This window comes from Janthinobacterium sp., assembly GCF_009923995.1.
GTDB lineage: Bacteria > Pseudomonadota > Gammaproteobacteria > Burkholderiales > Burkholderiaceae_D > Janthinobacterium.
The window spans coordinates 52,418-77,270 of sequence record NZ_RFSK01000024.1; the positions used below are offsets into that span (position 1 = coordinate 52,418).

At 66.1% G+C, this 24,853-nt stretch carries 20 protein-coding genes; 8 read left to right on the forward strand and 12 right to left on the reverse strand.

Annotated features, from left to right (window positions below; all coding sequences use genetic code 11):
• Nucleotides 1–65 precede the first annotated feature (65 nt).
• The 3 genes from EBS11_RS13950 to ybaK all read right to left on the reverse strand — a co-directional run bounded on the left by EBS11_RS13950 (nt 66) and on the right by ybaK (nt 2,055).
• Nucleotides 66–731 carry a DsbA family oxidoreductase gene (locus tag EBS11_RS13950; RefSeq protein WP_290603541.1) on the reverse strand — a complete coding sequence of 222 codons (666 nt, stop codon included), beginning with the start codon at nt 729–731 and terminating at the stop codon, nt 66–68.
• A gap of 90 nt (nt 732–821) precedes the next feature.
• Complete coding sequence (gene plsY / locus EBS11_RS13955; RefSeq protein ID WP_290603542.1) at nt 822–1,466, reverse strand: glycerol-3-phosphate 1-O-acyltransferase PlsY; 645 nt, start codon at nt 1,464–1,466, stop codon at nt 822–824.
• A gap of 97 nt (nt 1,467–1,563) precedes the next feature.
• On the reverse strand, nt 1,564–2,055 hold the full coding sequence (gene ybaK, locus EBS11_RS13960) for a Cys-tRNA(Pro) deacylase (protein WP_290603543.1): 492 nt from the start codon (nt 2,053–2,055) through the stop codon (nt 1,564–1,566).
• 37 nt (nt 2,056–2,092) lie between these two features.
• On the opposite strand from ybaK, the gene EBS11_RS13965 reads away from it, so the two are divergent.
• Nucleotides 2,093–3,079, forward strand: coding sequence for an endonuclease/exonuclease/phosphatase family protein (locus EBS11_RS13965; RefSeq protein WP_290603544.1), 987 nt, complete (start codon nt 2,093–2,095; stop codon nt 3,077–3,079).
• Here EBS11_RS13965 and EBS11_RS13970 read toward each other — a convergent pair.
• Nucleotides 3,054–5,600: an EAL domain-containing protein gene (locus EBS11_RS13970; protein ID WP_290603545.1), complete on the reverse strand. Its 2,547-nt coding sequence runs from the start codon at nt 5,598–5,600 to the stop codon at nt 3,054–3,056. The genes EBS11_RS13965 and EBS11_RS13970 overlap by 26 nt on opposite strands.
• A 399-nt stretch (nt 5,601–5,999) precedes the next feature.
• Between EBS11_RS13970 and EBS11_RS13975 the strand changes: the two genes are divergently transcribed.
• The 4 genes from EBS11_RS13975 (at nt 6,000) to EBS11_RS13990 (ending at nt 11,761) form a co-directional block, all read left to right on the forward strand.
• Nucleotides 6,000–7,232, forward strand: coding sequence for an efflux RND transporter periplasmic adaptor subunit (locus EBS11_RS13975; protein ID WP_290603546.1), 1,233 nt, complete (start codon nt 6,000–6,002; stop codon nt 7,230–7,232).
• Between the two features lie 3 nt (nt 7,233–7,235).
• Nucleotides 7,236–10,361: an efflux RND transporter permease subunit gene (locus EBS11_RS13980; protein ID WP_290603547.1), complete on the forward strand. Its 3,126-nt coding sequence runs from the start codon at nt 7,236–7,238 to the stop codon at nt 10,359–10,361.
• Between the two features lie 363 nt (nt 10,362–10,724).
• Entirely contained in the window at nt 10,725–11,447 is a 723-nt protein-coding gene (locus tag EBS11_RS13985) for an MgtC/SapB family protein (RefSeq protein ID WP_365955424.1), read from the forward strand.
• Complete coding sequence (locus tag EBS11_RS13990) at nt 11,447–11,761, forward strand: hypothetical protein (RefSeq protein ID WP_290603548.1); 315 nt, start codon at nt 11,447–11,449, stop codon at nt 11,759–11,761. The genes EBS11_RS13985 and EBS11_RS13990 overlap by 1 nt, the downstream gene beginning before the upstream one ends.
• Here the strand turns inward: EBS11_RS13990 and EBS11_RS13995 are convergent.
• Complete coding sequence (locus tag EBS11_RS13995; RefSeq protein ID WP_290603549.1) at nt 11,753–13,150, reverse strand: ATP-binding protein; 1,398 nt, start codon at nt 13,148–13,150, stop codon at nt 11,753–11,755. The genes EBS11_RS13990 and EBS11_RS13995 overlap by 9 nt on opposite strands.
• Entirely contained in the window at nt 13,143–13,823 is a 681-nt protein-coding gene (locus EBS11_RS14000; protein ID WP_290603550.1) for a response regulator transcription factor, read from the reverse strand. The genes EBS11_RS13995 and EBS11_RS14000 overlap by 8 nt, the downstream gene beginning before the upstream one ends.
• A 239-nt stretch (nt 13,824–14,062) precedes the next feature.
• On the opposite strand from EBS11_RS14000, the gene EBS11_RS14005 reads away from it, so the two are divergent.
• The 3 genes from EBS11_RS14005 to EBS11_RS14015 are packed head-to-tail and all read left to right on the forward strand — an operon-like array spanning nt 14,063 to nt 19,566.
• The gene (locus EBS11_RS14005; protein WP_290603551.1) at nt 14,063–15,193 is read left to right on the forward strand and encodes an efflux RND transporter periplasmic adaptor subunit; all 1,131 of its coding nucleotides are present in this window, start codon (nt 14,063–14,065) and stop codon (nt 15,191–15,193) included.
• Nucleotides 15,186–18,290, forward strand: coding sequence for a CusA/CzcA family heavy metal efflux RND transporter (locus tag EBS11_RS14010; RefSeq protein WP_290603552.1), 3,105 nt, complete (start codon nt 15,186–15,188; stop codon nt 18,288–18,290). The genes EBS11_RS14005 and EBS11_RS14010 overlap by 8 nt, the downstream gene beginning before the upstream one ends.
• Nucleotides 18,277–19,566, forward strand: coding sequence for a TolC family protein (locus tag EBS11_RS14015; protein WP_290603553.1), 1,290 nt, complete (start codon nt 18,277–18,279; stop codon nt 19,564–19,566). Before EBS11_RS14010 ends, EBS11_RS14015 begins: the two co-directional genes overlap by 14 nt.
• Nucleotides 19,567–19,645: 79 nt before the next feature.
• Here the strand turns inward: EBS11_RS14015 and EBS11_RS14020 are convergent, their stop codons facing one another.
• The 6 genes from EBS11_RS14020 to EBS11_RS14045 form a co-directional block, all read right to left on the reverse strand.
• Entirely contained in the window at nt 19,646–19,849 is a 204-nt protein-coding gene (locus EBS11_RS14020; RefSeq protein WP_290603555.1) for a hypothetical protein, read from the reverse strand.
• An 80-nt stretch (nt 19,850–19,929) separates the two neighbouring features.
• The gene (xerD, locus tag EBS11_RS14025; RefSeq protein ID WP_290603556.1) at nt 19,930–20,847 is read right to left on the reverse strand and encodes a site-specific tyrosine recombinase XerD; all 918 of its coding nucleotides are present in this window, start codon (nt 20,845–20,847) and stop codon (nt 19,930–19,932) included.
• Entirely contained in the window at nt 20,844–21,356 is a 513-nt protein-coding gene (locus tag EBS11_RS14030) for a methylated-DNA--[protein]-cysteine S-methyltransferase (RefSeq protein ID WP_290603558.1), read from the reverse strand. The genes xerD and EBS11_RS14030 overlap by 4 nt, the downstream gene beginning before the upstream one ends.
• 424 nt (nt 21,357–21,780) lie before the next feature.
• Nucleotides 21,781–23,061: a TRAP transporter large permease subunit gene (locus tag EBS11_RS14035; RefSeq protein ID WP_290603560.1), complete on the reverse strand. Its 1,281-nt coding sequence runs from the start codon at nt 23,059–23,061 to the stop codon at nt 21,781–21,783.
• On the reverse strand, nt 23,058–23,630 hold the full coding sequence (locus EBS11_RS14040) for a TRAP transporter small permease (protein WP_290603562.1): 573 nt from the start codon (nt 23,628–23,630) through the stop codon (nt 23,058–23,060). The genes EBS11_RS14035 and EBS11_RS14040 overlap by 4 nt, the downstream gene beginning before the upstream one ends.
• 119 nt (nt 23,631–23,749) lie before the next feature.
• Entirely contained in the window at nt 23,750–24,742 is a 993-nt protein-coding gene (locus EBS11_RS14045; RefSeq protein WP_092796199.1) for a TRAP transporter substrate-binding protein, read from the reverse strand.
• Nucleotides 24,743–24,853 lie beyond the last annotated feature (111 nt).

Sequence of the window (24,853 nt, forward strand, 5' to 3'; positions counted from 1 at the left end):
GACTATCCTCCTGTGCGGAGTGTAGCCGAAATCAACCGTCATGGCGCGCGCCGTTGGCGCCCGGATCAGGCGCCGCTGATGATCTGGCGCAAGGCTTGCTCAAACACTTCGGGCGGCTGGCCGCCGGAAATGAGGTGGCGCTCGTTGATGATGACGGCAGGCACGGAATTGATGCCGTTCTGCTGGTAGAAGCGCTCCTGCGCGCGCACCTCGTCCCCGTAGGCGCCGGATGCCAGCACCTCGGCCGCCTGCACGGTGTCGAGGCCCACCTTGCCGGCCACGGCCAGCAAGACTGCGTGCGAGGACGGGTCCTGGCCCTGCGTGAAGTAGGCGTCGAACAGCGCCATCTTGAGTTCCTTCTGGTGCCCTTGCAGGCCAGCCCAGTGCAGCAGACGGTGAGCGTCAAACGTGTTGTAGATGCGGCCGCGCTTGTCCATGGCAAAGGTAAAGCCCAGCTGTTCGCCGCGCGCGCGGATGGCTTCGCGCGACTGCGCCATCTGTTCCGGGGTGGAACCGTATTTGCGGGCGATGTGCTCGCCGACGTCCTCGCCCTCGGGCGCCATGTTGGCGTTCAGCTCGAAGGGCTGGAAGTGGATGTCGGCCTGGACGGTATCGTGCAGCTTGTCCAGCGCCTGTTCCAGCGACTTGAGGCCGATGACGCACCAGGGACAGGACACGTCGGAAACGAAATCGATACGGACGGGAGTGGGTGTGGCGGGAGTGGAGCTCATGGTGGGCAGCCTTTGCGCGAGTCGGTGGCGGCCGCACCGCGCGGCGCCGCAAGCACAGCATATGCGTGCGGGCCGCGGGAAATCAAGCGCTTACTTTTTCTTGGCGGCGGCCTTGGCCCCATCCTTCTTGCCGCCGATCTTGCTTTCCTTACCGGAGAGCAAGTTGGCGATATTCTGGCTGTGGCGGTAGGCCAGCAGCACGCTCATGACGATGACGGCCAGCAAGATCGGATCGACGCCGAACAGCAAGGCATAGTAGAACGGCGCGAACAGGGCCGCCACCAGGGCCGCCAGCGAGGAGTAGCGGAAGGCATAGGCGATGATCAGCCAGGTGGCCAGGGTTGCCAGGCCCAGCCAGGGATTAATGCCCAGCAACACACCGAGGGCCGTGGCCACGCCCTTGCCGCCGACAAAGCGGAAGAACACGGGCCACAGGTGGCCGAGGAAGACGGCGATGGCCACCAGGGCCACGGCCGTGTCGCCCACGCCCAGCGCGCTGGCAAAATGGTCGGCCAGGAACACGGCCAGCCAGCCCTTGGCGCCGTCGCCCAGCAGGGTCATGATGGCCGCACCTTTATTGCCGCTGCGCAGCACGTTGGTGGCGCCCGGATTCTTCGAGCCATAGGTGCGCGGATCGGCGATGCCGTAGACCTTGCTCATCACCACGGCAAACGATATCGAGCCGAGCAAGTAAGCGGCCACTGTCATTGCCACGGTTGTGATTACTGGATTCATTTCTTCCCTTTGTTATGTTTATTACACCAGCATCAAGGCTGGCGCAGCAGAATATACACCATGGCCCCTGCCCGGCGACAGCCTGCGGCCGATTTCCCTAGTCCTGCAGGGCGCAATGGACCGGCTTGGCCTTGAGCAAATCGAGCAGCACCTGCGGCGCCAGCGAGACGAGGAAACCGCGCCGTCCGCCATTGATGTAGATGCGCGGCAACTCCAGGATGGACGCTTCCACGTAGACGGGCATGGCCTTCTTGGTGCCGAACGGCGACGTGCCGCCGATCATGTAGCCGGAATGGCGCTGCGCCACTTCGGGCTTGCATGGCTCGACGGACTTGCAGCCGATCGAGCGCGCCAGGTTCTTGGTCGACACCTTGCAGTCGCCATGCATCAGCACGATCATCGGGCGCGCCGCCTCGTCCTGCATCACCAGGGTCTTGATGACCTCGTGCTCGGGCACACCCAGCTCGCGCGCCGAGACGCTGGTGCCGCCGTGTTCCTCGTAGGGATAGGGGTGTTCTTCAAAGGAAACTTGATGCTTGCGCAGCAGCTGCGTCGCCTGCGTTTCGGAAATATGCTCTTTTTTAGCCATGCGTGATACGCTGATCGTTCAGTGAGGAGTACTAATTATGCAGCAAGAAATCCGCTTTGCCACATTCAATGTCTGCAACCTGGCCCCCGCCGGGGCGAAATTGTATGACAACCTGGAACCGCTGAGCCCAGCGCAATACGAGGCCAAGGCGGAGTGGACAGCGCGGCAGATCGACCTGCTCGACGCCGACGTGATCGGTTTCCAGGAAATCTTCTCGCAGGCGGCCCTGCGCGACGTGCTGTCGCGCACGCGCCGCTACCGTGACGCCGTGCAGGCGGGCTACGATGCGGCGGACGCGGCCGGGCGCATGCTGCCCACGGTGGCGCTGGTCTCGCGCTTGCCCCTGGCCGGTCCCGGCGTGGCCTTCGCCAATTTCCCCGCCGGCGTGCTGCTGCCCGCCGACGGCCATGACGCCGATGACAGCGCCAGCCGCTTCGCCCGCGCGCCCCTGCATGTGCAGGTCGTCTTGCCCGGCGGACAGCTGACGGACGTGGTGGTGCTGCACCTGAAATCGCGCCGCCCCGACTACCGCCATGGCGACGGCAGCGACGCGCTCGCGTATGCCCTGGCCAACCTGCGTTCGCTGCAGCGGCGCGGCGCGGAAGCCGTGGCCCTGCGCGTGCTGGTGAGCGAACTGGGCCTCAGTGGCCGTCCGCGCATCGTGCTGGGCGACTTCAACGACATTGCCAATGCCGTCACGACGGCCATCGTCATGGGCGCCGGCGCGCCATGCGAAGCGCAGGGCGACGCGCCCGACATGCGCGCCCGCCTGTACGACGCCAACGCCATCCAGTTGCGCCAGGATGCGGCGCGCCACGCTGACTACACGAATATCCACGACAGCGCCTACATGACGATCGACCACATCCTCGTCTCGGAACATTTCCACCCCGCATCGCCGCGCGCCATCGGCGCCGTGCTTGACGTGAACTACCTGAACGACCATCTGCTGCTGGGACTGCCCCACGCGTCCGACCATGGCCAGGTCCTGATGCGCGTCAAACTGCTGGGAAACATCCGCTAAACCAGCAGATTCCCAGCCCGCTGCCTTCCGCTTGCGCACTGGCATGGCGTCCCTGGTACTGCTGGCAGCCCTGCGCCCGCAGGTAGGCCAGCTGCTGCGCCGTTTCCACCCCTTCCGCCATCACCGTCAGCTGCAGCTCGCGCGCCATGGCGATGATGGTGGCGGCCACGGCCGTGTCGGACGCGCCATCCTGCGCGCCCGGCAGGAAGGAGGGATCGATTTTCAGCTTGTCCACCGGATAGTGGCGCAGGTTGGCCAGGCGCGAATAGCCCGTGCCGAAGTCGTCGATCGCCAGGCGCACACCCAGCGCGCGCAGCTGCGCCAGCACGTCGGCCAGGCGCGCGCCGCCCTTCATCAGCAGCGCTTCCGTCACTTCCAGTTCCAGCCTGGCGGCGGGCAGGCCCGACAGCTGCAACGCCTCTTGCACGCTATGCAACAGATTATTGTGCAGGCATTGCGCTGCCGACAAGTTCACGGCCACCCACCAGGCCTGGCCCGCGTCGTGCCAGGCGCGCGCGCGCCGGCAGGCCTGCTGCAGCACCCAGTTGCCGATCGACACCATCAAGCCGCACTCCTCGGCCACGCCGAGGAAACGCTCGGGCGGCAGCAGGCCCAGCTGCGGATGGCGCCAGCGCAGCAAGGCTTCCGCGCCGACGATGGCGCCGCTGGCCACGTCGAGGGCGGGCTGGAACTCCAGCACGAATTCATCCCGTCCCAGGGCGGCGCGCAAGTCCTGTTCCAGGCTGGCCCGTTCGACGATCTGCGCATGCATGTCCGCATTGAAAAACTGGAAATTGTTGCGCCCGCCTTCTTTCGCGTGGTACATGGCGACATCGGCGTTGTGCAGCAGCGCGTCGATGGTGTCGCCATCGCTGGGAAAGATGGCCACGCCGATCGAGGCCGCCACCTGCAGCTCGTGGTCGCCCAGCTGGTAGGGCTGCGTGACGGCCTGCAGCAGGCTGGCCGCCACGTGCGCCGCCTGGTCGATGCCGCCCACCTCGGCCAGGATGATGACGAATTCGTCGCCGCCGTGGCGGCTGACCGTGTCGACGCCGCGCACGCAGCGCACCAGGCGCCGCGCCACTTCCTTGAGCAGCAGATCGCCCACGTGATGGCCCATGCTGTCATTGATGTGCTTGAAATGGTCGAGATCCAGGTACAGGATGGCCAGCATGCTCAGCTTGCGCCGCGCCGCCGCCAGCGCCTGCGACAGCCGGTCCAGCAGCAGCACCCGGTTCGGCAGGTCGGTGAGGAAATCGTGCTCGGCCAGGTGGCGCGTGTATTCCTCGCTCTTCTTGCGCTCGCTGATGTCGCTGAGGATGGCCATGTAATTGCTCAGCTGGCCCTGGCTGTCGCGGATGGCAGTCAGCGACAGCCAGGCCGGATAGCGCCCGCCCGCCTTGCGCTGGCCGACGATATCGCCCTGCCAATAGCCGTTCGCGTCGACCTCCTGCCACACGTGCTCGACAAACGCCGGCGCGTCCGGCTCCGCGCCGTGCGGCACGAAGGGCTTGCCCAGCATGTCGTCCGGACTGTAGCCGCTGATCTCGCTGTAGGCGGGATTCATGCTGACGACGCGCTGCTGCGGGTCCATCACGACGATGGCGACGCTGGCATGTTCGATGACCTGCGCCGACAGGTACAAGGCCCGCTCGGCCAGTTTGCGGGAGGAAATATCGCGGATCACGGCATAGAACAGATGACTATGGTCGAGCGTGACGGAAGTGAGCAGCACTTCGCCCCAGAACAGTTCTCCCAGGCAAGTCTGATAGCACCAGTCATGGCGGCAATTGCCGTCGGCATGCGCCTGCGCGGCCAGTTGCGCGCCGCGCAATGATGACAATTCGCCATCGGGCTGGCGCAGGGGCGAGAAATCGCTGAGGCGGCGTCCCAGCAGCCGGGGCCGGTCTTCGCATTGAAACAGGGCAATGGCGGCCGGATTGGCCTCGGCGATGTATTCGTCGCGCAGCAGCATGATGGCGTCGGCGGACTTGTCGTACAGCTGGCGGAAATTATCGCCCATCAATAACAGCGCGCCCTGCGCCGCGCCATCCTGGCCGCTGGCCGTGATGTCGACATCGAGGCAGACCACCTGCCGCACGCGCCCGGACGCGATGACGGGAAACACCGTGGAATGGATGCAGCGCGGCGCGATCCCGTCCGCATCCAGGCGCCACAGCCGCGCCGTGCGGGCCTTGCCGCTTTCCCAGACAGCGGCCAGTTCCGCGTGGCCATCGCCTGGCCCGTCCGGGCCCTGCGGCACGGCGGCGGCCAGCCCGGCCCACGCCTGGCCCACGGCCAGCTCGGCCGGTATGCCATACAGGCGGGCCGCGCCCGCGCTCCAGTAGCGCACGATGCCATCGCGGTCGATGCCGCGCACGGCCAGGCCGGGCGCCTGCTCGACGGCGGCAACGATGACGGACAGCAGGTCGAGCGCCCTGCCCGCCGGGCCCCCTCCTGCCTCGGCGGCGGCAAGCAAACGGCCCGGCGACGGAGCGGCTGCGGCAATCCGGTCAGACATCAGCTCTCCCGTGGCGCGGCCGCACCGCGACCGGCAAGCATCTGGCCAGCCGGTGGCGCAACCATCCCTGCCATTCTTGCGCGCCGGCGAATCGGCTTATTGAGGATGCTCAAGCATCGTGGCATGCCGGCGCGTGCCGGCGGGCGGCGATCCATGTCTCCGGTCGGCGATTTTTGCATTCCAGCCCCGTTTTTGTGCACTCTGTCGCACGGCGATGGCGGCCGGGCTTGAATCTTCCTAAAGTGGCAACATGCGTATCGCCGTGAACGACCGCAGCGGCAGGCGTGCCGCCTTCGGCCGCCACGGCGGTGCGCTACCCGAATTCTCCCGGCCCGCCACAGGCCGGGCCGCACCGAGCCCTGGCGCCGAACCCTCGCGCCGCCTCCATCGAAGAGTCCTATGAAAAACGAGACATTGCCACCGGCCTCCCCCCTTGCAGCCAAGCCCAAGCGCCGCTGGCGCACGCCCCTCCTCATCCTTGTCGTGCTGGGCCTGGCCGGCGGCGGCTGGACCGTGATGCAGTCGAAGCAGCAGGCGGCCAAGGCGGCCGCGCAGCAGGCCAGCAAGAAGAAGGACAAGGAAAAGACGCCCGTGCATGAGCTGGCGCAAGGCGACGTGGCCGCCATCGACGCGCGCGCGCTGGCCGTCAGCCTGCCCCTGTCCGGTTCGCTCGCGCCCCTGACCCAGGCCACCATCAAGGCCAAGGTCTCGGGCGTCATCCACGAGACGACCTTGCAGGAAGGCCAGAGCGTTTCCGCTGGGCAAATCCTCGTGCGCCTGGACGCGGCCGACCAGCACGCCCGCCTGACGCAGCAGCAAGCCCTGCTCGACGAGGCGCAGGCGCGCCTGTCGATGGCGGCCAAGAACGAGGCCAACAGCCAGGCCCTGCTCAAGCAAAAATACATTTCGCAGACGGCCTACGACACGACGCAGAACTCGGTCGACCTGGCCCGCGCCGGCGTCAAGTCCAATGCGGCGCTGCTCGACCTGGCCCGCATCGCGCTGGCCGACACGGTGATCCGCGCGCCCATGGCAGGCATCGTCAGCAAGCGCCATGTGCAGGCCGGCGAAAAGGTCGCGCCCGACATGCCTGTCTACACCATCGTCAACCTGGCCCAGCTGACCCTGGAAGCGCCCGTGCCCAGCGCGGAAATCCCCCGCATCAAGCTGGGCCAAGACGTGCACTTCAAGGTCGACGGCTTCGGCGCGCGCGACTTCGCCGGCAAGGTCACGCGCATCAATCCCACCACCGAGAGCGGCTCGCGCGCCATGCTGGTCTACATCGCCGTCGACAATGCCGACGGCGCGCTGCGCGGCGGCATGTTCGCCAAGGGCAGCATCGTCACGGAGCGTTCGGCCGTGGCGCCGCTGGTGCCACTGACGGCCGTGCGCAATGAAAAACAGGGCCCCGTCGTGTATGCGCTGGTGAACAACAAGGTGGTCGAGCAGCCCGTCACCCTGGGACTGCGCAACGAGGATGAAGGCTATGCCGAGGTCAAGTCCGGCCTGGTGCCGGGCGCGAAAGTCATCGTCGCCAAGCTCGATGGCGTCAAGCCGGGCCACGGCGTGACCTTCGCCGCGCCCGCCGCGGCCCCGGCCGCGCAGGCGGCCGTGCTGGCACGGAAGGACTAAGCCATGTGGATGACCAAAGTCAGCATACAGAATCCCGTCTTCGCCACCATGGTCATGGTGGCGCTGGTGGTGCTGGGCATCTTCTCCTACCGGGGCCTGGGCGTGGAGAGCATGCCCAGCGTGCAGTTCCCGTTTGCCGCCATTGAAGTGAGCTACCCGGGCGCCTCGCCCGAAGCGGTGGAAAACGACATCACGCGCCCCATCGAGGACGCCGTCAACACCGTCAGCGGCATCAAGACCATCCGCGCCAACTCGTGGGAAGGACGCGCCGGCGTCTACCTGGAATTCGAGCTGTCGACGAACATGGACAAGGCCATGCAGGACCTGCGCGACAAGGTGGCCCTGGTGCGCCCGCGCTTCCCGAAAGAGGCCAAGGACCCGTTCATCGCCCGCGCCGAGGGCGACAACGAGCGCCCCATCGCCACCATCGTGCTGACCTCGAGCGGGCATGACCTGCGCTCGCTGTCGACCATGACGGAGCAGATCATCAGCAAGCGCTTCCAGGGCGTGGCCGGCGTCGGCCAGGTCAAGCTGCGCGGCCTGCGCGCGCGCCAGATCCTCATCAGCATGAAGCCGATCGAACTCAATGCCCAGGGCATCGGCGTCGATGAAGTCATCCGCGCCATCCAGGCGACGAATACCAACCTGCCGGCCGGCTCCATCAGCCATGGCGCGGCCGAACAGCTGGTACGCGTGGAAGGCAAGATCAAGGATGCGCGCGAATTCGGCAAGATCATCGTCGCGCGCCGCGCCGTCGGCCCCGTCTACCTGGACCAGGTGGCCACCGTCGTCGATGGCGAGCAGGAAGAGCTGTCGATCTCGCGCATGAACGGCCAGCAGGCCGTGACCATGGAAATCACCAAGGTGCAGGACGCCAACGTGGTCGAAGTGGGCACCGGCATCCTGAAGGTGGCGGCGGACCTGCAAAAGACGCTGCCGCCCGATATCACCCTGCGCGTGCTGGACGACGAATCGGAGCGCGTGCAAAGCCAGCTCAATAACGTCAAGCGCACCATCATCGAAGGCGCCGTGCTGACCATGGTCATCGTCTTCCTGTTCCTGCACTCGTGGCGCTCGACCATCATCACGGGCCTGACCTTGCCGATCTCCGTGCTGGCCAGCTTCATCGCCATGAAGGCCTTCGGCTTCACCCTGAACTTTTTGACCCTGATGGCGCTCTCCCTGTGCATCGGCCTCCTGATCGACGATGCCATCGTGGTACGTGAAAACATCGTGCGCCACCTGGGCATGGGCAAGAACCACTACAAGGCGGCCAACGACGGCACCAATGAAATCGGCCTGGCCGTGATGGCCACCACGTTTGCCATCGTCGCCGTGTTCGTGCCCGTGGCCTTCATGGACGGCATCATCGGCCGCTTCTTCCTGCAGTTCGGCATCACCGTGGCCGTCGCCGTCCTCGTCTCCCTGTTCGTCAGCTTCACGCTCGACCCCATGCTGTCGTCCGTCTGGCGCGACCCCGTCAAGGACCGCTTCAAGTACGTGCCGTGGCTGGGCCGCTTCATGGCCTGGATCGAAACGGGCATCGACCGCCTGCACATATGGTATGGCAAGGTGCTGGCCGTGGCCTTGCGCTGGCGCAAGACCACCCTGGCCACGGCCGTGGCCCTGTTCGCGGGCAGCCTGATGCTCGTGCCCATGATCGGCGGCGAGATGTTCCCCGAAACGGACCAGGGCTGGGTCAACCTGCGCTTCAAGACGCCCGTCGGCTCCAGCCTCGAGTACACGGATTCCAAGGTGCGCCAGATCGAGGCAGCCCTGAAGGAATTCCCCGAGATCGACAGCCTGGTGGCCAACGTGGGCACGCAGGATGGCCGCAATGCGGCCGACGTGAACCTGAAGCTGACGGACATCAAGACGCACAAGCGCCGCTCGCAGCAGGAACTGGAAAAGCTGATCCGCGAACGCCTGGCGCCGATCGCCGGCATCACCCTGTCGGTGGGCAACCGCCCCATCTTCATCGCCATCCTGGGCACGGATGAAGGCAAGCTCGATGAAGTGGCGCACCGCCTGATGGACAAGATGCGCACCATCAAGGGCCTGGCCGACATGGAGTACAGCCAGGAAGGCGCCAACCCGTCCACCACGGTCAAGATCAACAACGAGCTGGCCAGCGACCTGGGCCTGTCGGTGCAGCAGATCGGCAATGCCCTGCGTCCGTTCGTGGCGGGCGACACGGTCAGCCACTGGCTGGCCAGCGACGGGCAGAACTACGACGTCAACGTGCAGCTGCCCAAGTCGGGCCGGCAGAAGGTGGCCGACCTGGCCGACCTGTCGCTGGCGTCGAGCAAGCTCGATGCCAACGGCAAGCCCATCATGATCCCGCTGCGCCAGGTGGTCGACTTCGTGCCGTCCTCCAGCCCGCAGGTGCTCAAGCGCCAGGCCTTGCAGCGCCGGGTCGCCATCTATGCGGGCACCCAGGGCCGCCCTGCCGGCGACGTCGACGCCGACGTGCAGAAGGCCATGCAGTCCATCGACCTGCCGCCGGGCGTGCGCTTCGACGTGGCCGGCAATGCGCAGCAGATGGCCGAGACCATGGGCGGCGCCATGATGGCGCTGGGGATCGCCGTGATCTTCATCTACCTGGTGCTCGCATCGCAGTTCGGCAGCTTCCTGCAGCCGATCGCCATCATGGTGTCCTTGCCGCTGTCGCTGATCGGCGTGCTGCTGGCCCTGCTGATTACGGGCAGCACCCTGAACATCTTCTCCGTGATCGGCTTCATCATGCTCATGGGCCTGGTCACGAAGAACGCGATTCTGCTGGTCGACTTCACCAACCAGCGCCAGCGCGAAGGCCTGGGACAGTTCGAGGCGCTGATGGAAGCGGGCCAGGTGCGCCTGCGCCCCATCCTGATGACCACCCTGGCGATGGTCTTCGGCATGCTGCCCATGGCCATCGGCCTGGGCGACGGCGGCGAATCGCAGGCGCCGATGGGCCGCGCCGTCATCGGCGGCGTGATCACCTCGACCCTGCTCACGCTGGTGGTGGTGCCCGTCGCCTACACCTACCTCGACAGCCTGGGCAAGCGCGCCGCGCGCTTCTTCCGCGGCGGCGAGCATGCCGATACGGCGGCGCATGCTGCCGACGACGGCAAGGCAGCCGCCCACTGAGCCACCACCGCTCGCCTTCACCGTCCCCGCATTGGCGGGGACGACGCGGCGGCTTCCTGAAGAGAGCTTCAGTTGACCAAAGCCGCTGCGCTGGCTAGACTGTCCCCGTTATCAATTGTATGGAGTGACTCGTGGGTGCTTGTTCCAGTGACAGTAGTCGATTGACCATCGGCGATCGGCCTTAGGCAAGACGCGCGCATTCCGCCCGCCCTGCCTCCGGCAAGGTGCGGTTCTTCCGGCAGCGAGTCAGCTCGCCGCCCCTCCCCTCCTCATCGTTCCACCGTTATCGTCTGCTGCCCCCTCTACCGGGCGGATTTTCTTCGCCCTGGCACTCGCCTGTTCCTCCCCAGCCGGGAGAAACTGATGGTGGTATTTGACTTTGCGCTGCGCGTTGCCGCGGCATTGACTCTGGGCGCCATGATCGGCGCCGAACGCCAGCTGCGCCAGCGCATGGCTGGCCTGCGCACGAATGCGCTGGTGTCCGTCGGCGCCTCGCTGTTCGTGATGGTCTCCGTGCTCGAAGGCGACCCGGATGGCCACCTGCGCATCGCCGCGCAGGTGGTGTCGGGCATCGGCTTCCTCGGTGCCGGCGTGATCATGCGCGAAGGCATGACGGTGCGCGGCCTGAACACGGCAGCCACCCTGTGGTGCTCGGCCGCCATCGGCGTGCTGTGCGGCCTCGGTTTTGCGCTGGAAGCGGCCATCGGCACGGCCTTCGTGCTGGTGGCCAACCTGGTGCTGCGCCAGCTGGCGCAGCGCATCAACACGCATGGCAGCGAGGCGGGCATCGAGACGGAAAGCATCTACCGCGTCACGGCCGTGTGCGAGGCCGAGCAGGAAGTCCAGGTGCGCAACCTGATGCTGCGCATGATCAGCGGCATGCCGGCGCTGATGCTGCAATCCCTGCACAGCGAGGATGCGGCGCAGGCCGGGCGCATCGAAGTGCGCGCCGACCTGCTCACGCCCGTTTCCAGCCTGGGACTGCTGGAGCAGATCGTCAGCCAGGTGAGCCTGGAAGGTAGCGTCTCGGCCGTGCGCTGGGCGCTGGTGAACAACGCGGAATTTGTCGCCGAGCGGGGTGTGTGATGAAAAAATGGCTGCTGTGGTTTTCCAAACGTGGTCCGGCGCTCGCCACCTACCGCCTGACCGTCACCTGTCCTGCGGCGCAGGCCGACCATGTCGTGCGCCTGCTGCTGGCCGAACTGAAAGGCGCGGGACTGGCGCCGTCGCAGATCGTGCGCAGCTGGGACGAAGGTCGGCACAGCGTGCGGCTGATTGCCACGGTGCTGTGCCAGCTGGTGCAACGCGCCGTGCTGGTGCGCTTCGTCAACCGCGCAGGCGCCTGGCCGCAGGTGCGGCAGGTACGCTGGGAAGGCGTCGCGCCTTCCCCCTCACTCTGAGGCGGGCAGGCGCATGGTGAACAGGGCGCCGCCTTCCGGGCGGTTGCATGCCTCGATGCGCCCGCCATACGCGTGCACGATGGCTTGCGACAGGGCCAGACCCAGGCCGAAGCCGGGCGCCTCGCCCGCGCGCGCCTGGGCGCCCCGGTAAAAACGTTCGAACAGGTGCGGCAAGTCTTCCACGCCGATGCCCGGCCCCGCGTCGGCCACGCCCACCAGCGCGTCGTCGCCGTCGCGCGCCACGTGCACGCTGATGGTGCTGTCGGGCGGCGAAAACTTCACGGCGTTATCGAGCAGGTTGGCCAGCACCAGGTCGGCCGGTCCTGCCGCCACGCGCGCATGCACGGGCGCGCCAGCGTCAAACGCGATGCGGATGCCGCGCTGGGCCGCCGCCCTTTCCAGGCGCTGCGCCGCCGCGCGCACCAGGGGCTGCAGGGCCACCGTTTCCACGGCATTGCGCTCCTGGCCCACGTCCAGGCGCGTGAGCATCAGCAATTCCTCCACCAGGGTCGTCAGCCGCTGCACTTCATCGAGGCAGGAGGCCAGCGCGTCGACATACTCGGCCGCCTCGCGCGGACGGCGCAGGGTGATTTCGATCTCCGTGCGCAGGCGCGACAGGGGCGAGCGCAGCTCGTGCGAGGCGTCGGCCGTGAAGCGCCGCTGCGCGTCGTAGCCGTGCTCCAGGCGGTCCAGCATGGCGTTCAGGGTATCGACCAGGCGGCCGATTTCATCGGGCGTTCCCGGATGCGGCAGGCGCTGGTGCAGGCTGGCCTCGCCGATGGAGTGCGCCTGACGCACCACGTCGTCGATGGCGCCCAGCACGCGGCGCGTGAGCATTTCGCCGGCCAGCCCCACGGCCGCCAGCAAGGCCAGCGCCATGGCGCCAAACAGCACGGTGGCGGCGGCCAGCACGTGGTTGGCGTCGTCGAGCGAACCGGCCACCTGCACCGCCAGGCGCGATCCGGCCGACGGCACGGGAATGGAGACCATGCGCAGCGGCTCCTCGCCGAACTTGGGCAAGGTCTCGAAGACGGTGTCGCCCGCCGCCAGGCGCGCCAGCAGGGCAGGCGGCGCAGGCAGCTGCGCCGCTTCCAGGTTGCGGCTGCGTGCCAGCACGCGGCCCTCGCCGTCGATGATCTGTACCAGACGGTCGAGGCGCATCAGCGACGGCGGCGCCATGCCCGGCGCCACCTCGTGCACCTGGACGGGCTGGCGCGGCGCGGCCGGCAGCATGGCCATTTCCGTCTCGCCCAGCGCCAGCAGGGCCGCATCGAGCTGGCCGTGCACGGCGCGCGACAGGCCCCAGTAGCCGGCCAGCGCCGTGCAGGCGACGATGGCGAGGATGACGGCCAGGTGCACCAGCAGCAGGCGCTTGCGAAAGCTAGCCACCGTTGTTTTCCGCCAGGCGGAAACCGCGTCCGCGCACCGTGTGGATCAATTGCGGCAGCCCCGGCGCGTCGACCTTGCCCCGCAGGTTGCGCACGTGGACGTCGATCAGGTTGTCGATGCCGATCAGGTCCGCCTGCCAGATCTGCTCGGCCAGGCGCGCACGGCTCACCACCTCGCCCGCCTGGCGCAGCAGGATCAACAAAATCGCGTACTCCTTGGGCGTGAGCACCAGCGGCGCGCCGCCCCGTGTCGCCTGGTGGCTGACGGGATCGAGCGTCAGGTCGGCCAGCGACAGTACCAGAGGGCGGCTGATGTCGGAACGGCGCAGCAGGGCGCGGATGCGCGCCAGCAGCTCCTCGAATTCGAATGGCTTGGTCAGGTAATCGTCGGCGCCCGTGTTCAGGCCCGCCACGCGGTCAGCCGTGGCATCGCGCGCCGTGAGCATCAGCACGGGCGTCTGGATGGCGCGCGAGCGCAGGTCGCGGCAAAAGTCGATACCCTGCTTGCCCGGCAACATCCAGTCCAGCACGATCAAGTCGTAATCGACGGCGTAGCTCTCGTCCTCGCCCTCTTCCGCGCTGTGCGCCACGTCGACGACAAAGCCTTCTTCCTGCAAGCCACGGGCCAGCAGGCGCGCCGCCTTGCGGTCGTCTTCCACCAAGAGGATTCTCATGCCTGCCTTTCCGGTCGTCCCGCATTTTCCATGCCCCCATTTTAACGCGCCCCGCCCCGCGCGCACCGAACCTGAAGAATGATTCAGGCGTTCTTGGGCACTTCTTCAGGAGCACATTGCTATGCTTTCCCGGCGCTGTAGTGACGCCGCCCGCACTACCCGCGCCCCACCTCGCTGCCCCCCACAAGGGCACGGCATCCACGCATGCCCCATTACCACCAACAAGAAGGAAACACGGGATGAACACGACCAACCACCGCGCCCTGGGCGCCTGCTGCGCGCTCGCCGTCGCCCTCGGCAGCTCGGCCCTGGCCGGCTGCGCCAGGCCGACGGCGCCAGCCGCGCCCACGGCCCAATCGGCGCACCTGGACGACGGCAGCATCGAAGTCGCAAAGAATTCGCCCCTGCGCCAGCGCCTGCAGGTGGCGCCCGCGCTGGAGCAGGACATCGCCACGCAGACGGACGCGCCGGGCAGCATCGAAGCCATGCCGGAAAAGCTGGTGAAAATCACGCCGCCACTGGCCGGCCGCATCACGCGGCTGCAACGCTCCCTGGGCGACAGCGTCAAGGCGGGCGACCCGCTGTTCACCCTCGATTCTGCCGAACTCAGTGCCGCCTACGCGGACGACAGCAAGGCCCGCTCCGCGCTGCTGCAGGCGCGCCAGGAGCTGGAGCGCCAGAAGACGCTGTTCGAGGCGGAGATCGCCGCGCGCAAGGATTACGAGGCGGCGCAGGCAGCCTACGACCAGGCCGGCAGCGACGCGCACGCCAGCGCCGACAAGCTGGCCCAGTACGGCGCCAGCGGGCGCGGATCGCGCAGGGACTACGTCCTGCGCTCGCCCATCGCCGGCACCGTGATCGCCATGGAAGGCGCCCAGGGCGGCTACTGGAACGATATCAACGCGCCCGTCATGACGGTGGCCGACCTGTCCACCGTGTGGCTGTCGGCCAATGTGGCCGAGAAGGACCTGGCGCAAGTGGCAGTGGGCCAGACGTCGCGCATCACGCTCGACGCCTGGCCTGGCAAGGCCTTCGACGGCAAGGTCGCCTACGTGGGCGCCGTGCTCGATCCCGAAACGCGCACGGTGAAGGTGCGCGTGTCCATCGACAACCGCGCCGGCACCTTCAAGCCCGGCATGTTCGCCCACGCCGGCTTTGCCGGCGCCAGCCGCCGCGCCATCGTCGTGCCGGCGGCGGCCGTGCTGCAAAGCGGGCTGTCGACGCGCGTGATGGTCGAACGGGGTCCGCTGCGTTTCGAGCCGCGCACGGTGCAACTAGGCGCCAGCCATGGCGACCAGGTGGAAATCGTCTCGGGCCTGAAGGCGGGCGAGCGCATCGTCGTCAAGGAAGGAGTGCTGCTCAATGATTGACCGTTTCATCGCCACCTGCTGCCAGCGGCGCGGCATCGTCTGGCTGGTGCTGCTGTTCGTCACCGCCTACGGCATCTACAGCTGGAAGCAGCTGCCCATCGAGGCATATCCCGACATCGCCGACGTCACCTCGCAGATCGTCACGCAGGTGCCGGGCCTGGGCGCCGAGGAAATCGAGCAGCAGATCACCATCCCGCTCGAGCGCGCCCTGCTCGGCACGCCCGGCATGCACGTGCTGCGCACGCGCAGCCTGTTCGCGCTGTCGCTGATCACGGTGGTCTTCGAGGATGGCAGCGACGGCTACTTCACGCGCGAGCGGCTGCAGGAGCGGCTCGCCAGCGTCAACCTGCCGTACGAGGCCAAGCCGGGACTCGATCCCTATACCTCGCCCACGGGCGAAATCTACCGCTACACCCTGGAATCGAAAAGCCGCAGCCTGCGCGAACTGTCCGAACTGCAGTTCTGGACCGTGATCCCGCGCCTGCAGCAGGTGCGTGGCGTGGCGGACGTGAGCAATTTCGGCGGCCTGACGACGCAGTTCATGCTGGAGCTCGACCCCGCAAAACTCGACAGCTACGGCTTCTCGATGGCGCAGGTCAAGGAAGCCATCAACGCCAACAACATCAGCGGCGGCGGCAGCGTCATCGACCGCGGCCAGCAGTCGTACGTGGTGCGCGGCGTGGGCCTGCTGCACTCGCTCGATGACATGGGCAACGTCGTCGTCAGCAGCAAGAACGGCGTGCCCGTGCTGGTGAAGGACCTGGGCAGGCTAGCCTACGGCAACGTGGAGCGGCGCGGCATCCTTGGCAAGGACAACAACCCCGATACCATCGAAGGCATCACCCTGCTGCTGAAGGACTTCAACCCGTCCGAGGCGCTGGCGGGCATCCATGCGGCTGTCGACGATTTGAACGGCAACCTGCTGCCGAAAGATGTGAAAGTGGTGCCCTATCTGGACCGCAGTTCGCTGATCGACGCCACCCTTCACACGGTGGGATTCACGCTGGGCGAAGGCATGCTGCTCGTCGCCCTGGTGCTGCTGCTGTTTTTGGGCAGCCCGCGCGCGGCCGCCATCGTCGCGCTGACGATCCCGCTGGCCCTGCTGATCGCCTTCATCTTCATGCACCACTTTAAAATTCCCGCCAACCTGCTGTCCCTGGGCGCCATCGACTTCGGCATCCTCGTCGACGGGTCCGTGGTGGTGCTGGAAAACATATTGCGCCGCCGCGAACGGGAGCAGGAGCGCCCGCTCACCCTGCAGGATGCCATCGAGGCCACCCTGCAGGTGGCGCGCCCCATCATGTTCGGCATGGCCGTCATCATCGCCGCCTACCTGCCCCTGTTCGCCTTCCAGCGCATCGAGTACAAGCTGTTCTCGCCGATGGCGTATGCGGTCGGCGCGGCGCTGGTGGGCGCGCTGGTGGTGGCGCTGGTGCTGATCCCCGGCCTGGCCTGGCTGGCCTTCCGCAAGCCCCGTCGCATGCCGCACAACCGCGTGCTGGACAAGCTGGCCGCCGCATATGGCCGCTTCCTCGAGCGCATGGTGGGCAGGCAGCGCTGGGTGGCGATGGTGTGCGCCGGATCGCTGGCGGCGCTGGCCATCCTGGGCGGCAGCATCGGGCGCGACTTCCTGCCCTACCTCGACGAGGGATCGCTGTGGCTGCAGGTGCAGATGCCGCCCGGGATCACCCTGGACAAGGCGTCCGAGATGGCCAGCGAGCTGCGCCGCGCAGCGCTGGAATTTCCCGAAGTGTCGACCATCGTCACGCAGACGGGGCGCAACGATGACGGCACCGATTACTGGACGCCGTCGCACATCGAGGCGAGCGTGGGCCTGCATCCCTACAAGAGCTGGAAGTCGGGCATGAGCAAGCAGCAGCTGATCGCCAGGATGAACGAGCGCTTCGCCCGCATGCCAGGCTACACCGTGGCCTTCATGCAGCCGATGATCGACGGCGTGCAGGATAAATTGTCGGGCGCGCACAGCGACCTGACGGTGAAAATCTTCGGCAACGACCTCGACGAAGTGCGCCGCATCGCCGGCAAGGTGGCCAGCGTCCTTAAAACTGTCCCTGGCGCCTCCGACGTGGCGGTGGACGTGGAGCCGCCGCTGCCCAACCTGAAGGTGGAACTGGACAGGGCAAAGGCGGCCCGCTACGGCATCAACGCGGCCGACGTGGCCGACCTGATTTCCACCGGCATCGGCGGCGCGCCCGTCGGCCAGGTCTACGTGGGCGAGAAAAGTTATGACATCGCCGTGCGCTTTCCGCCCGCCGTGCGTTCCAGCCCGGACGCCGTCGCCAACCTGATGCTCACGGCCGCGAATGGCGCCAAGGTACCGCTGGCGCAGGTGGCCAGCATCAGCACCACCTCGGGCGAAAGCGTGATCGTGCGCGAAATGGGACGGCGCCACATCATCGTGCGCCTGAATGCCCGCGGACGCGACCTGGCCGGCTTCCTGGCCGAGGCGCGCCCGCTGGTGGCGCAGGCCGTGGCCGACGAACACCAGCGCATCAGCGTCGAGTGGGGCGGCCAGTTCGAAAACCTGCAGCGCGCGCAGAGCCGGTTGGCCCTGATCCTGCCGATGACCCTGGGGGCCATGTTCCTGCTGCTGTTTGGCCAGTTCCGCAACCTGCGCCAGCCCGCGCTGGTCCTGCTGGCCGTGCCGCTGGCCATGCTGGGCGGCCTGGCCGCGCTGCACCTGCGCGGCATGACCCTGAACGTGTCGAGCGCGGTGGGCTTCATCGCCCTGTTCGGCGTAGCCGTGCTGAATGCCGTGCTGATGCTGGCGCAGATCAACCGCCTGCGGGCGGAGGAAGGCCGGAGCTTGCGCGACGCCGTGCTCGAAGGCGCGCGCGACCGCATGCGCCCCGTGCTCATGACGGCCACCGTGGCCGCCCTGGGCCTGACGCCCGCCATGCTGGCCACGGGCCTGGGCAGCGACGTGCAGCGCCCGCTGGCCACCGTGGTGGTGGGCGGCCTGGTGACGGCCACGGCGCTCACCCTGCTGCTGCTGCCTGCCCTGTACTACCTGATCGAGGCGCGCCAGGCCGCGCGCCACGGCACCGCTGAAGGAGAATCCCATGACACGCATTAACTGCATACTCGCGGGCCTGCTGCTCTCGCCCGCGCTGCTCGTACCCTGCGCTGCCGCGCCCCTGACGTTTGACGCCTACCTGTCTGCCGTGGAAGCCAACAGCCTGGAACTGCAGGCGCAGCAGCAAAGCATCACGTCGGCCAGGGCCGGCATCGGCATCGCCGGCCTGCGCCCCGACCCGGAATTCACCCTGGGCGCCGCGCGCGAGACGGTGCGCAGCGTCGAACACCGCCCCGTCACCTGGACGCCGGCCCTCAGCATGGCCATCGAGACGGGCGGCAAGCGCGCCGCGCGCTTGAAAGCCGCGCAGAGCAATGTCGTGCTGGCCGAGGAAACGGTGGCCGGCTTCAGGAACGAGCTGTATGGCACGGCCGCGGCGGCATACACGGAGGCGTGCCGCACGCGCGACGTCGTGGCGCGCAAGGAGCAGACCTTGGCCGCCCTGTCGAAAGTGGTGGAAGCGAACGGCGTGCGGCGCAAGGCGGGCGACGTGGGCGGCATCGAACTGCTGCAGTCGCGCGTGGAACGCGACCAGTTCCAGGCCGAGCTGGCGCAGGCGCGCAGCGAGGCGGACAGCGCCATGCTGAACCTGTCGCCGCCGCTGGGACGCCAGCTCGACACCCTGTTCCCGCAGGCGCAGCTGGCCTGCGACCTGGCCGCCTACGACGACAAGGACGCCAGCGTGCTGGTGCCGCAGGCGCTCAACGCCCGCAGCGACGTGCGCATCGCCCGCGCCGCCCTGGACAACCTGCGCGATGGCGCGGCCCTGGTGCGCGCCAACCGCTCCGTCGATCCCACCGTGACGGTGGGGCTGTCCGCCGCGCGCGGCTACGCGGATGGCGTCGATGGCAGCGGCAATCCCGTCGACGGCGCGCCCCGTTCGCGCGCGCTGTCCCTCTCGCTGGCCATTCCCATCCCGCTGTCGCGGCGCGACCACGGCGACGTGGTGCAGGCCGAAGCGGGCGTGACGCAGGCGATGCTGGCCCTGCGCCAGGCGGAATTGAAGGCGGAAACGGAAGTGCGCACGGCGCAGCGGCAATGGCGCTCGGCGCAGGAGCGGCTGGCGCGCTACCGCGACGGCGTGCTGCAGGATGCGCAGAAGGTCGTCGACGGCATGCGCCTGTCCTACGTCAAAGGCAATGCCTCGCTGCTGGAATGGCTGGCGGCGCAGCATTCGGCCGACGATGCATGGCAGGCCTATCTGCAGGCGCGCGCCGATGCCGCCATCGCCAGCACGCAGCTGCAATTGGCCATCGGCCAGCGGCCGCGCTTATAACGCTGATAATAAAGGGAGGCTACAACGAGGGGGACACCGGCGCGGCAAAGAAGCCGCACCGGTCGTCAAGGGCGGGGAATTACTGCGGCTGGGCAGGCGCGTCGCTGCCGTCGGCCGCATCCGCGTCGTCCGCTTCCGACGCGTCGCCTTCAGTACCCTCTTCGCCGTCGGCCGGCTTCGGATTGTTTTTCGCTTCCAGCTTGCGCCTGGCTTTTTCCTCGGCTTTCTTCTTCTTTTCCAGCTCTTTTTGCCGTTTTTCGTATTGGAAATTTGTCTTGGCCATTTACTACCTCTTTAGTTTTTTATTGTTACAGATAACCGCATAAGGCACATTATGACGCAGTTGGACGAAACGCAAAGTTTTTAGCCTCGGGGATGATGCTGCGCATGCAGCAGTTTCAGCCGCTCGCGGGCCACATGCGTGTAAATCTGCGTGGTGGAAATATCGGAATGCCCCAGTAACAGTTGCACAACGCGCAAGTCCGCCCCATGGTTCAGCAAATGCGTGGCAAACGCGTGGCGCAGGGTATGCGGCGACAGGGGCGCCGTGATGCCCGCCTGCTGCGCGTGCTTCTTGATGATGACCCAGAACATCTGCCGCGTCATGGCGCCGCCGCGCCGCGTGACGAACAGCGCATCGTCCATCTGCCCGTCGAGGATGATGCCGCGCGCCTCCTTCAGGTAGCGCTCGATCCACAGCCGTGCCTGCTCGCCGAAGGGCACCAGGCGCGTCTTGCTGCCCTTGCCCGTGATGCGCAGCACGCCGTCGTTCAGGCTCAGCTCCACCGATTGCAAGTCCACCAGTTCCGACACGCGCAAGCCGCTCGCATACATGAGCTCGAGCATGGTGCGCTCACGCAGGCCCAGCGGCGTGCTGACGTCGGGCGCGGCCAGCAGGGCTTCCACCTGCGCTTCGCTCAGGGTGTGCACGAAGCGCGCGGGCTGCTTGGCCGAGACCATCTTCAGGCACGGGTCGGCCGCGATATGCTTGTGCCGCAGGGCCAGCTGGTAAAAGCGCTTGAGCACGGACAGGCGCCGGTTCGAGGAAGTCGCCTTGCTGTCGTCGTGGCGGGCGGCGAAATATGCGTCGATGTCGGCCGTGGACACGTCGTACAGGCCCTCGCGCCCGGGCCGCGCCACTTCCAGCCAGCGGGCGAACAGGCGCATGTCGCGCCGGTAGGCGTCCAGCGAGTTCTTCGACAGGCCGTCTTCCAGCCACAGGCTGTCGCAAAATTCATCGATCAGGGTGGCGTTGTCGGGCGCCAGCAGGCTGTTCATCATCGTGCTGACCACTCCATGCCCGCGACGCCTTCATGCGCCAGCAGCCAGCGCTTGACGCCCAGGTGAAAGCCCGTGGCGTCGTCGTGGTGGGCAAAGCCGCCCAGGCCGCCCGCGGCCGTCACGCGGTGGCAGGGGATCACCAGCGGAAACCAGTTGGCGCCGCAGGCCTGGCCCACGGCGCGCGGCGCCGAGCCGATGAAGCGCGCCACGTCGCCATACGTGCGCACCTTGCCGCGTGGAATCTGCGCGATGGCCGCCCAGACCTTCTGCTGGAAGGCGCTGCCCAGGGTGGCCAGCGGCAGATCGAACGGTGCGTCGGGATCGGCAAAATAGCGCGCCAGTTGCTCGCACGCACGCCCGGCGACGGCATCCTGCGCGTCTTTTTCCGCAAAATGCGGCGGCAGGTAGACCAGTTCGCGCACCAGACCACTTTCCGTGCGCACGCCCATGGCGCCGAACGGTGCGGCGACGATGGCCGAGAACAGCTCACTGCCCTGTTGTTTTTTCATCAGCTAATCAAAGTTCAAGTGTGGCAAATATACAACCGGATGCACCAAAACAGGCATACCACTGCGATTATGCACCGTTCCGGCCTGCCTGCGCAGGGAAGCGCAGGACGAAAAAAAAGCGCACCTATCGGTGCGCTTCAAATATTGCTTCACGTTCCCGGTCGTTTGGGTCCGCCGGTGCCGGCTTGTGGCCGCAGACAGCTATGACTCAACAACTTCTGTGAAACGTGTGTCTCCTCAATATATCCCCGGTATCAATACCGTTTTTATAGACCACTCCCCCACCAACCTTGTTACCAATTCTGTATATCAGCCTTGCTACCGGAACGTATATGCTTATACGTGTTTCCCCGTAAGGCCGCCCATCATAGCGCATTTATTCGGCAGGATCGACTTTTTTTGCACCATGACGGGGACAGTTATTTTAGTTGTAAATTAAATTTGGCAGCCACAGCGAAATTTGTGGTACGTAGGTGATCAGCACGAGGAAGCCCAGCATCGTCAGCAGCCACGGCATCACGGCCACGGTCAGTTCGGAAATGCCCATCTTCGTGATGCCGGACGCCACGTACAGGTTCAAGCCCACGGGCGGATGGCACATGCCGACCTCCATATTGACCACGATCAGGATACCGAAGTGCACGGGGTCAATACCCAGCTTCATGGCGACGGGGAACAGGATGGGCGCCATGATCAGCACGATCGACGACGGTTCCATCACGTTGCCCGCCAACAGCAGCAGGACGTTGACCACCAGCAGGAAGCTGACCACGCCCAGTCCCTTGCCCGTGATCCATTCCGCCATCGCCTGCGGGATGTTTTCGCTCGTCATCAGGAACGAGAACAGCACGGCATTCGTGATGATGTACAACAACATCGCCGACATGGCCGCCGAGTCGAGCAAGACCTTCCCCACCTGCTTGAGCTTCAAGTCCTTGTAGACGAAGACGGCGATGATGAAAGCATACACGGCGGCCATCGCGGCCGCTTCCGTGGGGGTAAAGGCGCCCGAATAGATGCCGCCCATGACGATGACGATCAGCAGCAGGCCCCAGGCGCTCTTCTTGAACGTCACGAAGCGCTCCGTCCAGCTGGCCTTCTGCATGCGAGGATAGTTGTTCTTGCGCGCCAAAAACCACGTCGTCAGGCCCAGCAGCATGGCCAGCATCATGCCGGGAATCACGCCCGCCATGAACAGCTTGCCCACGGAGGTATTCGTACTGACGGAATACATCACCATCACGATCGATGGCGGTATCAAAATGCCCAGCGCGCCCGAGGTGGTGATGACGCCGGCGCCGAAACCGCGCGGATAGCCCTGCTTGACCATGGCCGGCAGGATGATGGAGCCGATCGCCACCACGGTGGCGGGGCTGGAGCCGGAGACGGCGGCAAACAGCGCGCACGCCATGACGCCGGCCAGCGCCAGGCCGCCATGCCAGTGACCCACCATGGAGCTGGCGAAGTTGATCATGCGCCGCGCCACCCCGCCATGCGTGAGGAAGTTGCCCGCCAGGATGAAGAACGGGATGGCCATGATCTCGAATTTTTCAATGCCCGTGAAAATCTTCAGGGCCACCGATTCGATGGGCACGCTGGTCATGGTGAACAGGAAGGTCAGTACCGTCAGGCCCAGCGAAATGGAAATCGGCATGCCGGTCAGCATCAGCGCCAGCAGCAATACAAAAATGATCAGCGCGTTCATGCCTTGGCTCCTTTTTCTTCCGCCGTCAATTCCTCGTCCAGGCCCTCGACATGCGAGTGGTCATGTTTCGGCAAGGCGCCCGTCTTGATGAAATGCACCATCACCTGCAGGAAGCGGAAGCACATCAGGTAGGACCCCAGCGGCACGGCCAGATACACCAGCCACATGGGGATTTCCATGTCGGCCGAGGTCTGGTCCGTGTGGCCGATGGACCACACGAAGCTGGCGCCCAACGTACCCACGATGCCCGTAAACAGGGCGCCGGCGGCCAGGCCGAAGACGATGAAGCGGTCGCGCCAGCGCGGGTTCATGCGGTTGATGAGCACGTCGACGCCCACGTGGATGCCCGTGCGCACGCCGTAGGCGGCGCCGAACTTGGCCATCCAGACGAACATGTAGATGCACAGTTCCTGGGCCCAGCTGGTATTGATTTGTATCAGGAAGTCCTGCACGACGGGGATCGGCAAGCCGGCCAGGTAGCGGTGTACGACCGCCACGAAGATGATGAAGGTGGCAGCGCCCATCAGGGACGCGATCAGCCACTCTTCCAGGTGATCCAGAAATTTCATGGTGGACTTTCAAAGAATGCGGGTACACGGACGCCCGCGCAGGACGCGCAGGAGTCATTCAAGCGAATGGCAGGGAGGACCCTGCCTGGCGCGCCAGGCGGTGCGCTACGGCATGCGGCTTACTTCGCGCTTTCCTTGTTGATGGCCGAGATCAGATCCTTGCCGATGCGCCCTTCCATGGCCTTCTGCACGGGCGCCAGCGCCTTGCGCCATTCGGCCTGTTCCTGCACCGTCAGGGTATAGATCTGCGTCTTGCCCGCTTTCTTAATGGCGTCGAGGGCCTGGTCATTGTCGCGCTGGGCGATGGCTTTTTCAAACGTGGTCGCTTCGCGCATGGCTTTTTCCAGCTGCGCGCGAATCTCGGGCGGCAAGCCGTCCCAGAACTTCTTGTTGACGATGACGGCATAGCCCAGGTAACCATGGTTCGACACGGTCACGTGCTTTTGCACTTCATGCATCTTTTGCGTGTACATATTCGATGGCGGATTTTCCGTGCCGTCGACCACGCCCGTCTGCAGCGCCTGATACACTTCCGAGAAGGCCAGCACCTGCGGGTTGGCGCCCAGCGCGCGCATCTGCGCGTCGAGCACCTTCGAGGACTGGATGCGCATCTTCAGGCCCTTGAAGTCGGCCGGCGTGTGCAGCGGCTTGTTGGCCGACATCACCTTGAAGCCGTTATCCCAGTAAGCCAGGCCCGTGATACCCTTGGGTTCCAGTTTTTTCAGCAGGCTCTTGCCGATTTCGCCTTCGGTGACGTTGTACAGCGCCGTCTTGGTGGGGAAGATGTAGGGCAGGTCGAAGGCTTCGAATTCCTTCACGCCCAGCGGGCCGAACTTGGCCAGCGACGGCGCCAGCATCTGCACGGCGCCCAGCTGCAGGGCTTCGAGTTCTTCCTTGTCCTTGTACAGCTGGCTGTTCGGGTAGAGTTCGACCTTGACCTTGCCATTCGTGGCTTTCTCGGCCAGCTGCTTGAAGCGCTCCGCCGCCTGGCCTTTCGGTGTGTCGGTGGCCACGACGTGGCTGAATTTGATGACGATGGGCGCTTGCGCGTAGGCGTGGACGCCGGCGGTGGCGCCGATGGCGGCGCACAGCGCGACGAACAGGGTTTTCATTGGTGGCAGTTGCATTCTTGTCTCCTGAGTGGTTTTTTGAAAAACTTTATTATTTGTCTACTTGGATATTGTGCCAAAGAAACTGCCCCGGCTATTGTGGTTAACCACAAT

Excerpts from the sequence above, each read along its gene's own strand:
- EBS11_RS13950 (WP_290603541.1), bottom strand. The coding sequence starts at position 731 with ATGAGCTCCACTCCCGCCACACCCACTCCCGTCCGTATCGATTTCGTT.
- EBS11_RS14040 (WP_290603562.1), bottom strand. The coding sequence starts at position 23,630 with ATGAAATTTCTGGATCACCTGGAAGAGTGGCTGATCGCGTCCCTGATG.
- EBS11_RS14030 (WP_290603558.1), bottom strand. The coding sequence starts at position 21,356 with ATGAAAAAACAACAGGGCAGTGAGCTGTTCTCGGCCATCGTCGCCGCA.
- EBS11_RS13965 (WP_290603544.1), top strand. The coding sequence starts at position 2,093 with ATGCAGCAAGAAATCCGCTTTGCCACATTCAATGTCTGCAACCTGGCC.
- ybaK (WP_290603543.1), bottom strand. The coding sequence starts at position 2,055 with ATGGCTAAAAAAGAGCATATTTCCGAAACGCAGGCGACGCAGCTGCTG.
- EBS11_RS13980 (WP_290603547.1), top strand. The coding sequence starts at position 7,236 with ATGTGGATGACCAAAGTCAGCATACAGAATCCCGTCTTCGCCACCATG.
- EBS11_RS13990 (WP_290603548.1), top strand. The coding sequence starts at position 11,447 with ATGAAAAAATGGCTGCTGTGGTTTTCCAAACGTGGTCCGGCGCTCGCC.
- EBS11_RS13975 (WP_290603546.1), top strand. The coding sequence starts at position 6,000 with ATGAAAAACGAGACATTGCCACCGGCCTCCCCCCTTGCAGCCAAGCCC.
- EBS11_RS14045 (WP_092796199.1), bottom strand. The coding sequence starts at position 24,742 with ATGAAAACCCTGTTCGTCGCGCTGTGCGCCGCCATCGGCGCCACCGCC.
- EBS11_RS14010 (WP_290603552.1), top strand. The coding sequence starts at position 15,186 with ATGATTGACCGTTTCATCGCCACCTGCTGCCAGCGGCGCGGCATCGTC.
- EBS11_RS14000 (WP_290603550.1), bottom strand. The coding sequence starts at position 13,823 with ATGAGAATCCTCTTGGTGGAAGACGACCGCAAGGCGGCGCGCCTGCTG.
- EBS11_RS13985 (WP_365955424.1), top strand. The coding sequence starts at position 10,725 with ATGGTGGTATTTGACTTTGCGCTGCGCGTTGCCGCGGCATTGACTCTG.
- EBS11_RS14020 (WP_290603555.1), bottom strand. The coding sequence starts at position 19,849 with ATGGCCAAGACAAATTTCCAATACGAAAAACGGCAAAAAGAGCTGGAA.
- EBS11_RS14015 (WP_290603553.1), top strand. The coding sequence starts at position 18,277 with ATGACACGCATTAACTGCATACTCGCGGGCCTGCTGCTCTCGCCCGCG.
- plsY (WP_290603542.1), bottom strand. The coding sequence starts at position 1,466 with ATGAATCCAGTAATCACAACCGTGGCAATGACAGTGGCCGCTTACTTG.
- EBS11_RS14005 (WP_290603551.1), top strand. The coding sequence starts at position 14,063 with ATGAACACGACCAACCACCGCGCCCTGGGCGCCTGCTGCGCGCTCGCC.
- EBS11_RS13970 (WP_290603545.1), bottom strand. The coding sequence starts at position 5,600 with ATGTCTGACCGGATTGCCGCAGCCGCTCCGTCGCCGGGCCGTTTGCTT.
- xerD (WP_290603556.1), bottom strand. The coding sequence starts at position 20,847 with ATGATGAACAGCCTGCTGGCGCCCGACAACGCCACCCTGATCGATGAA.
- EBS11_RS14035 (WP_290603560.1), bottom strand. The coding sequence starts at position 23,061 with ATGAACGCGCTGATCATTTTTGTATTGCTGCTGGCGCTGATGCTGACC.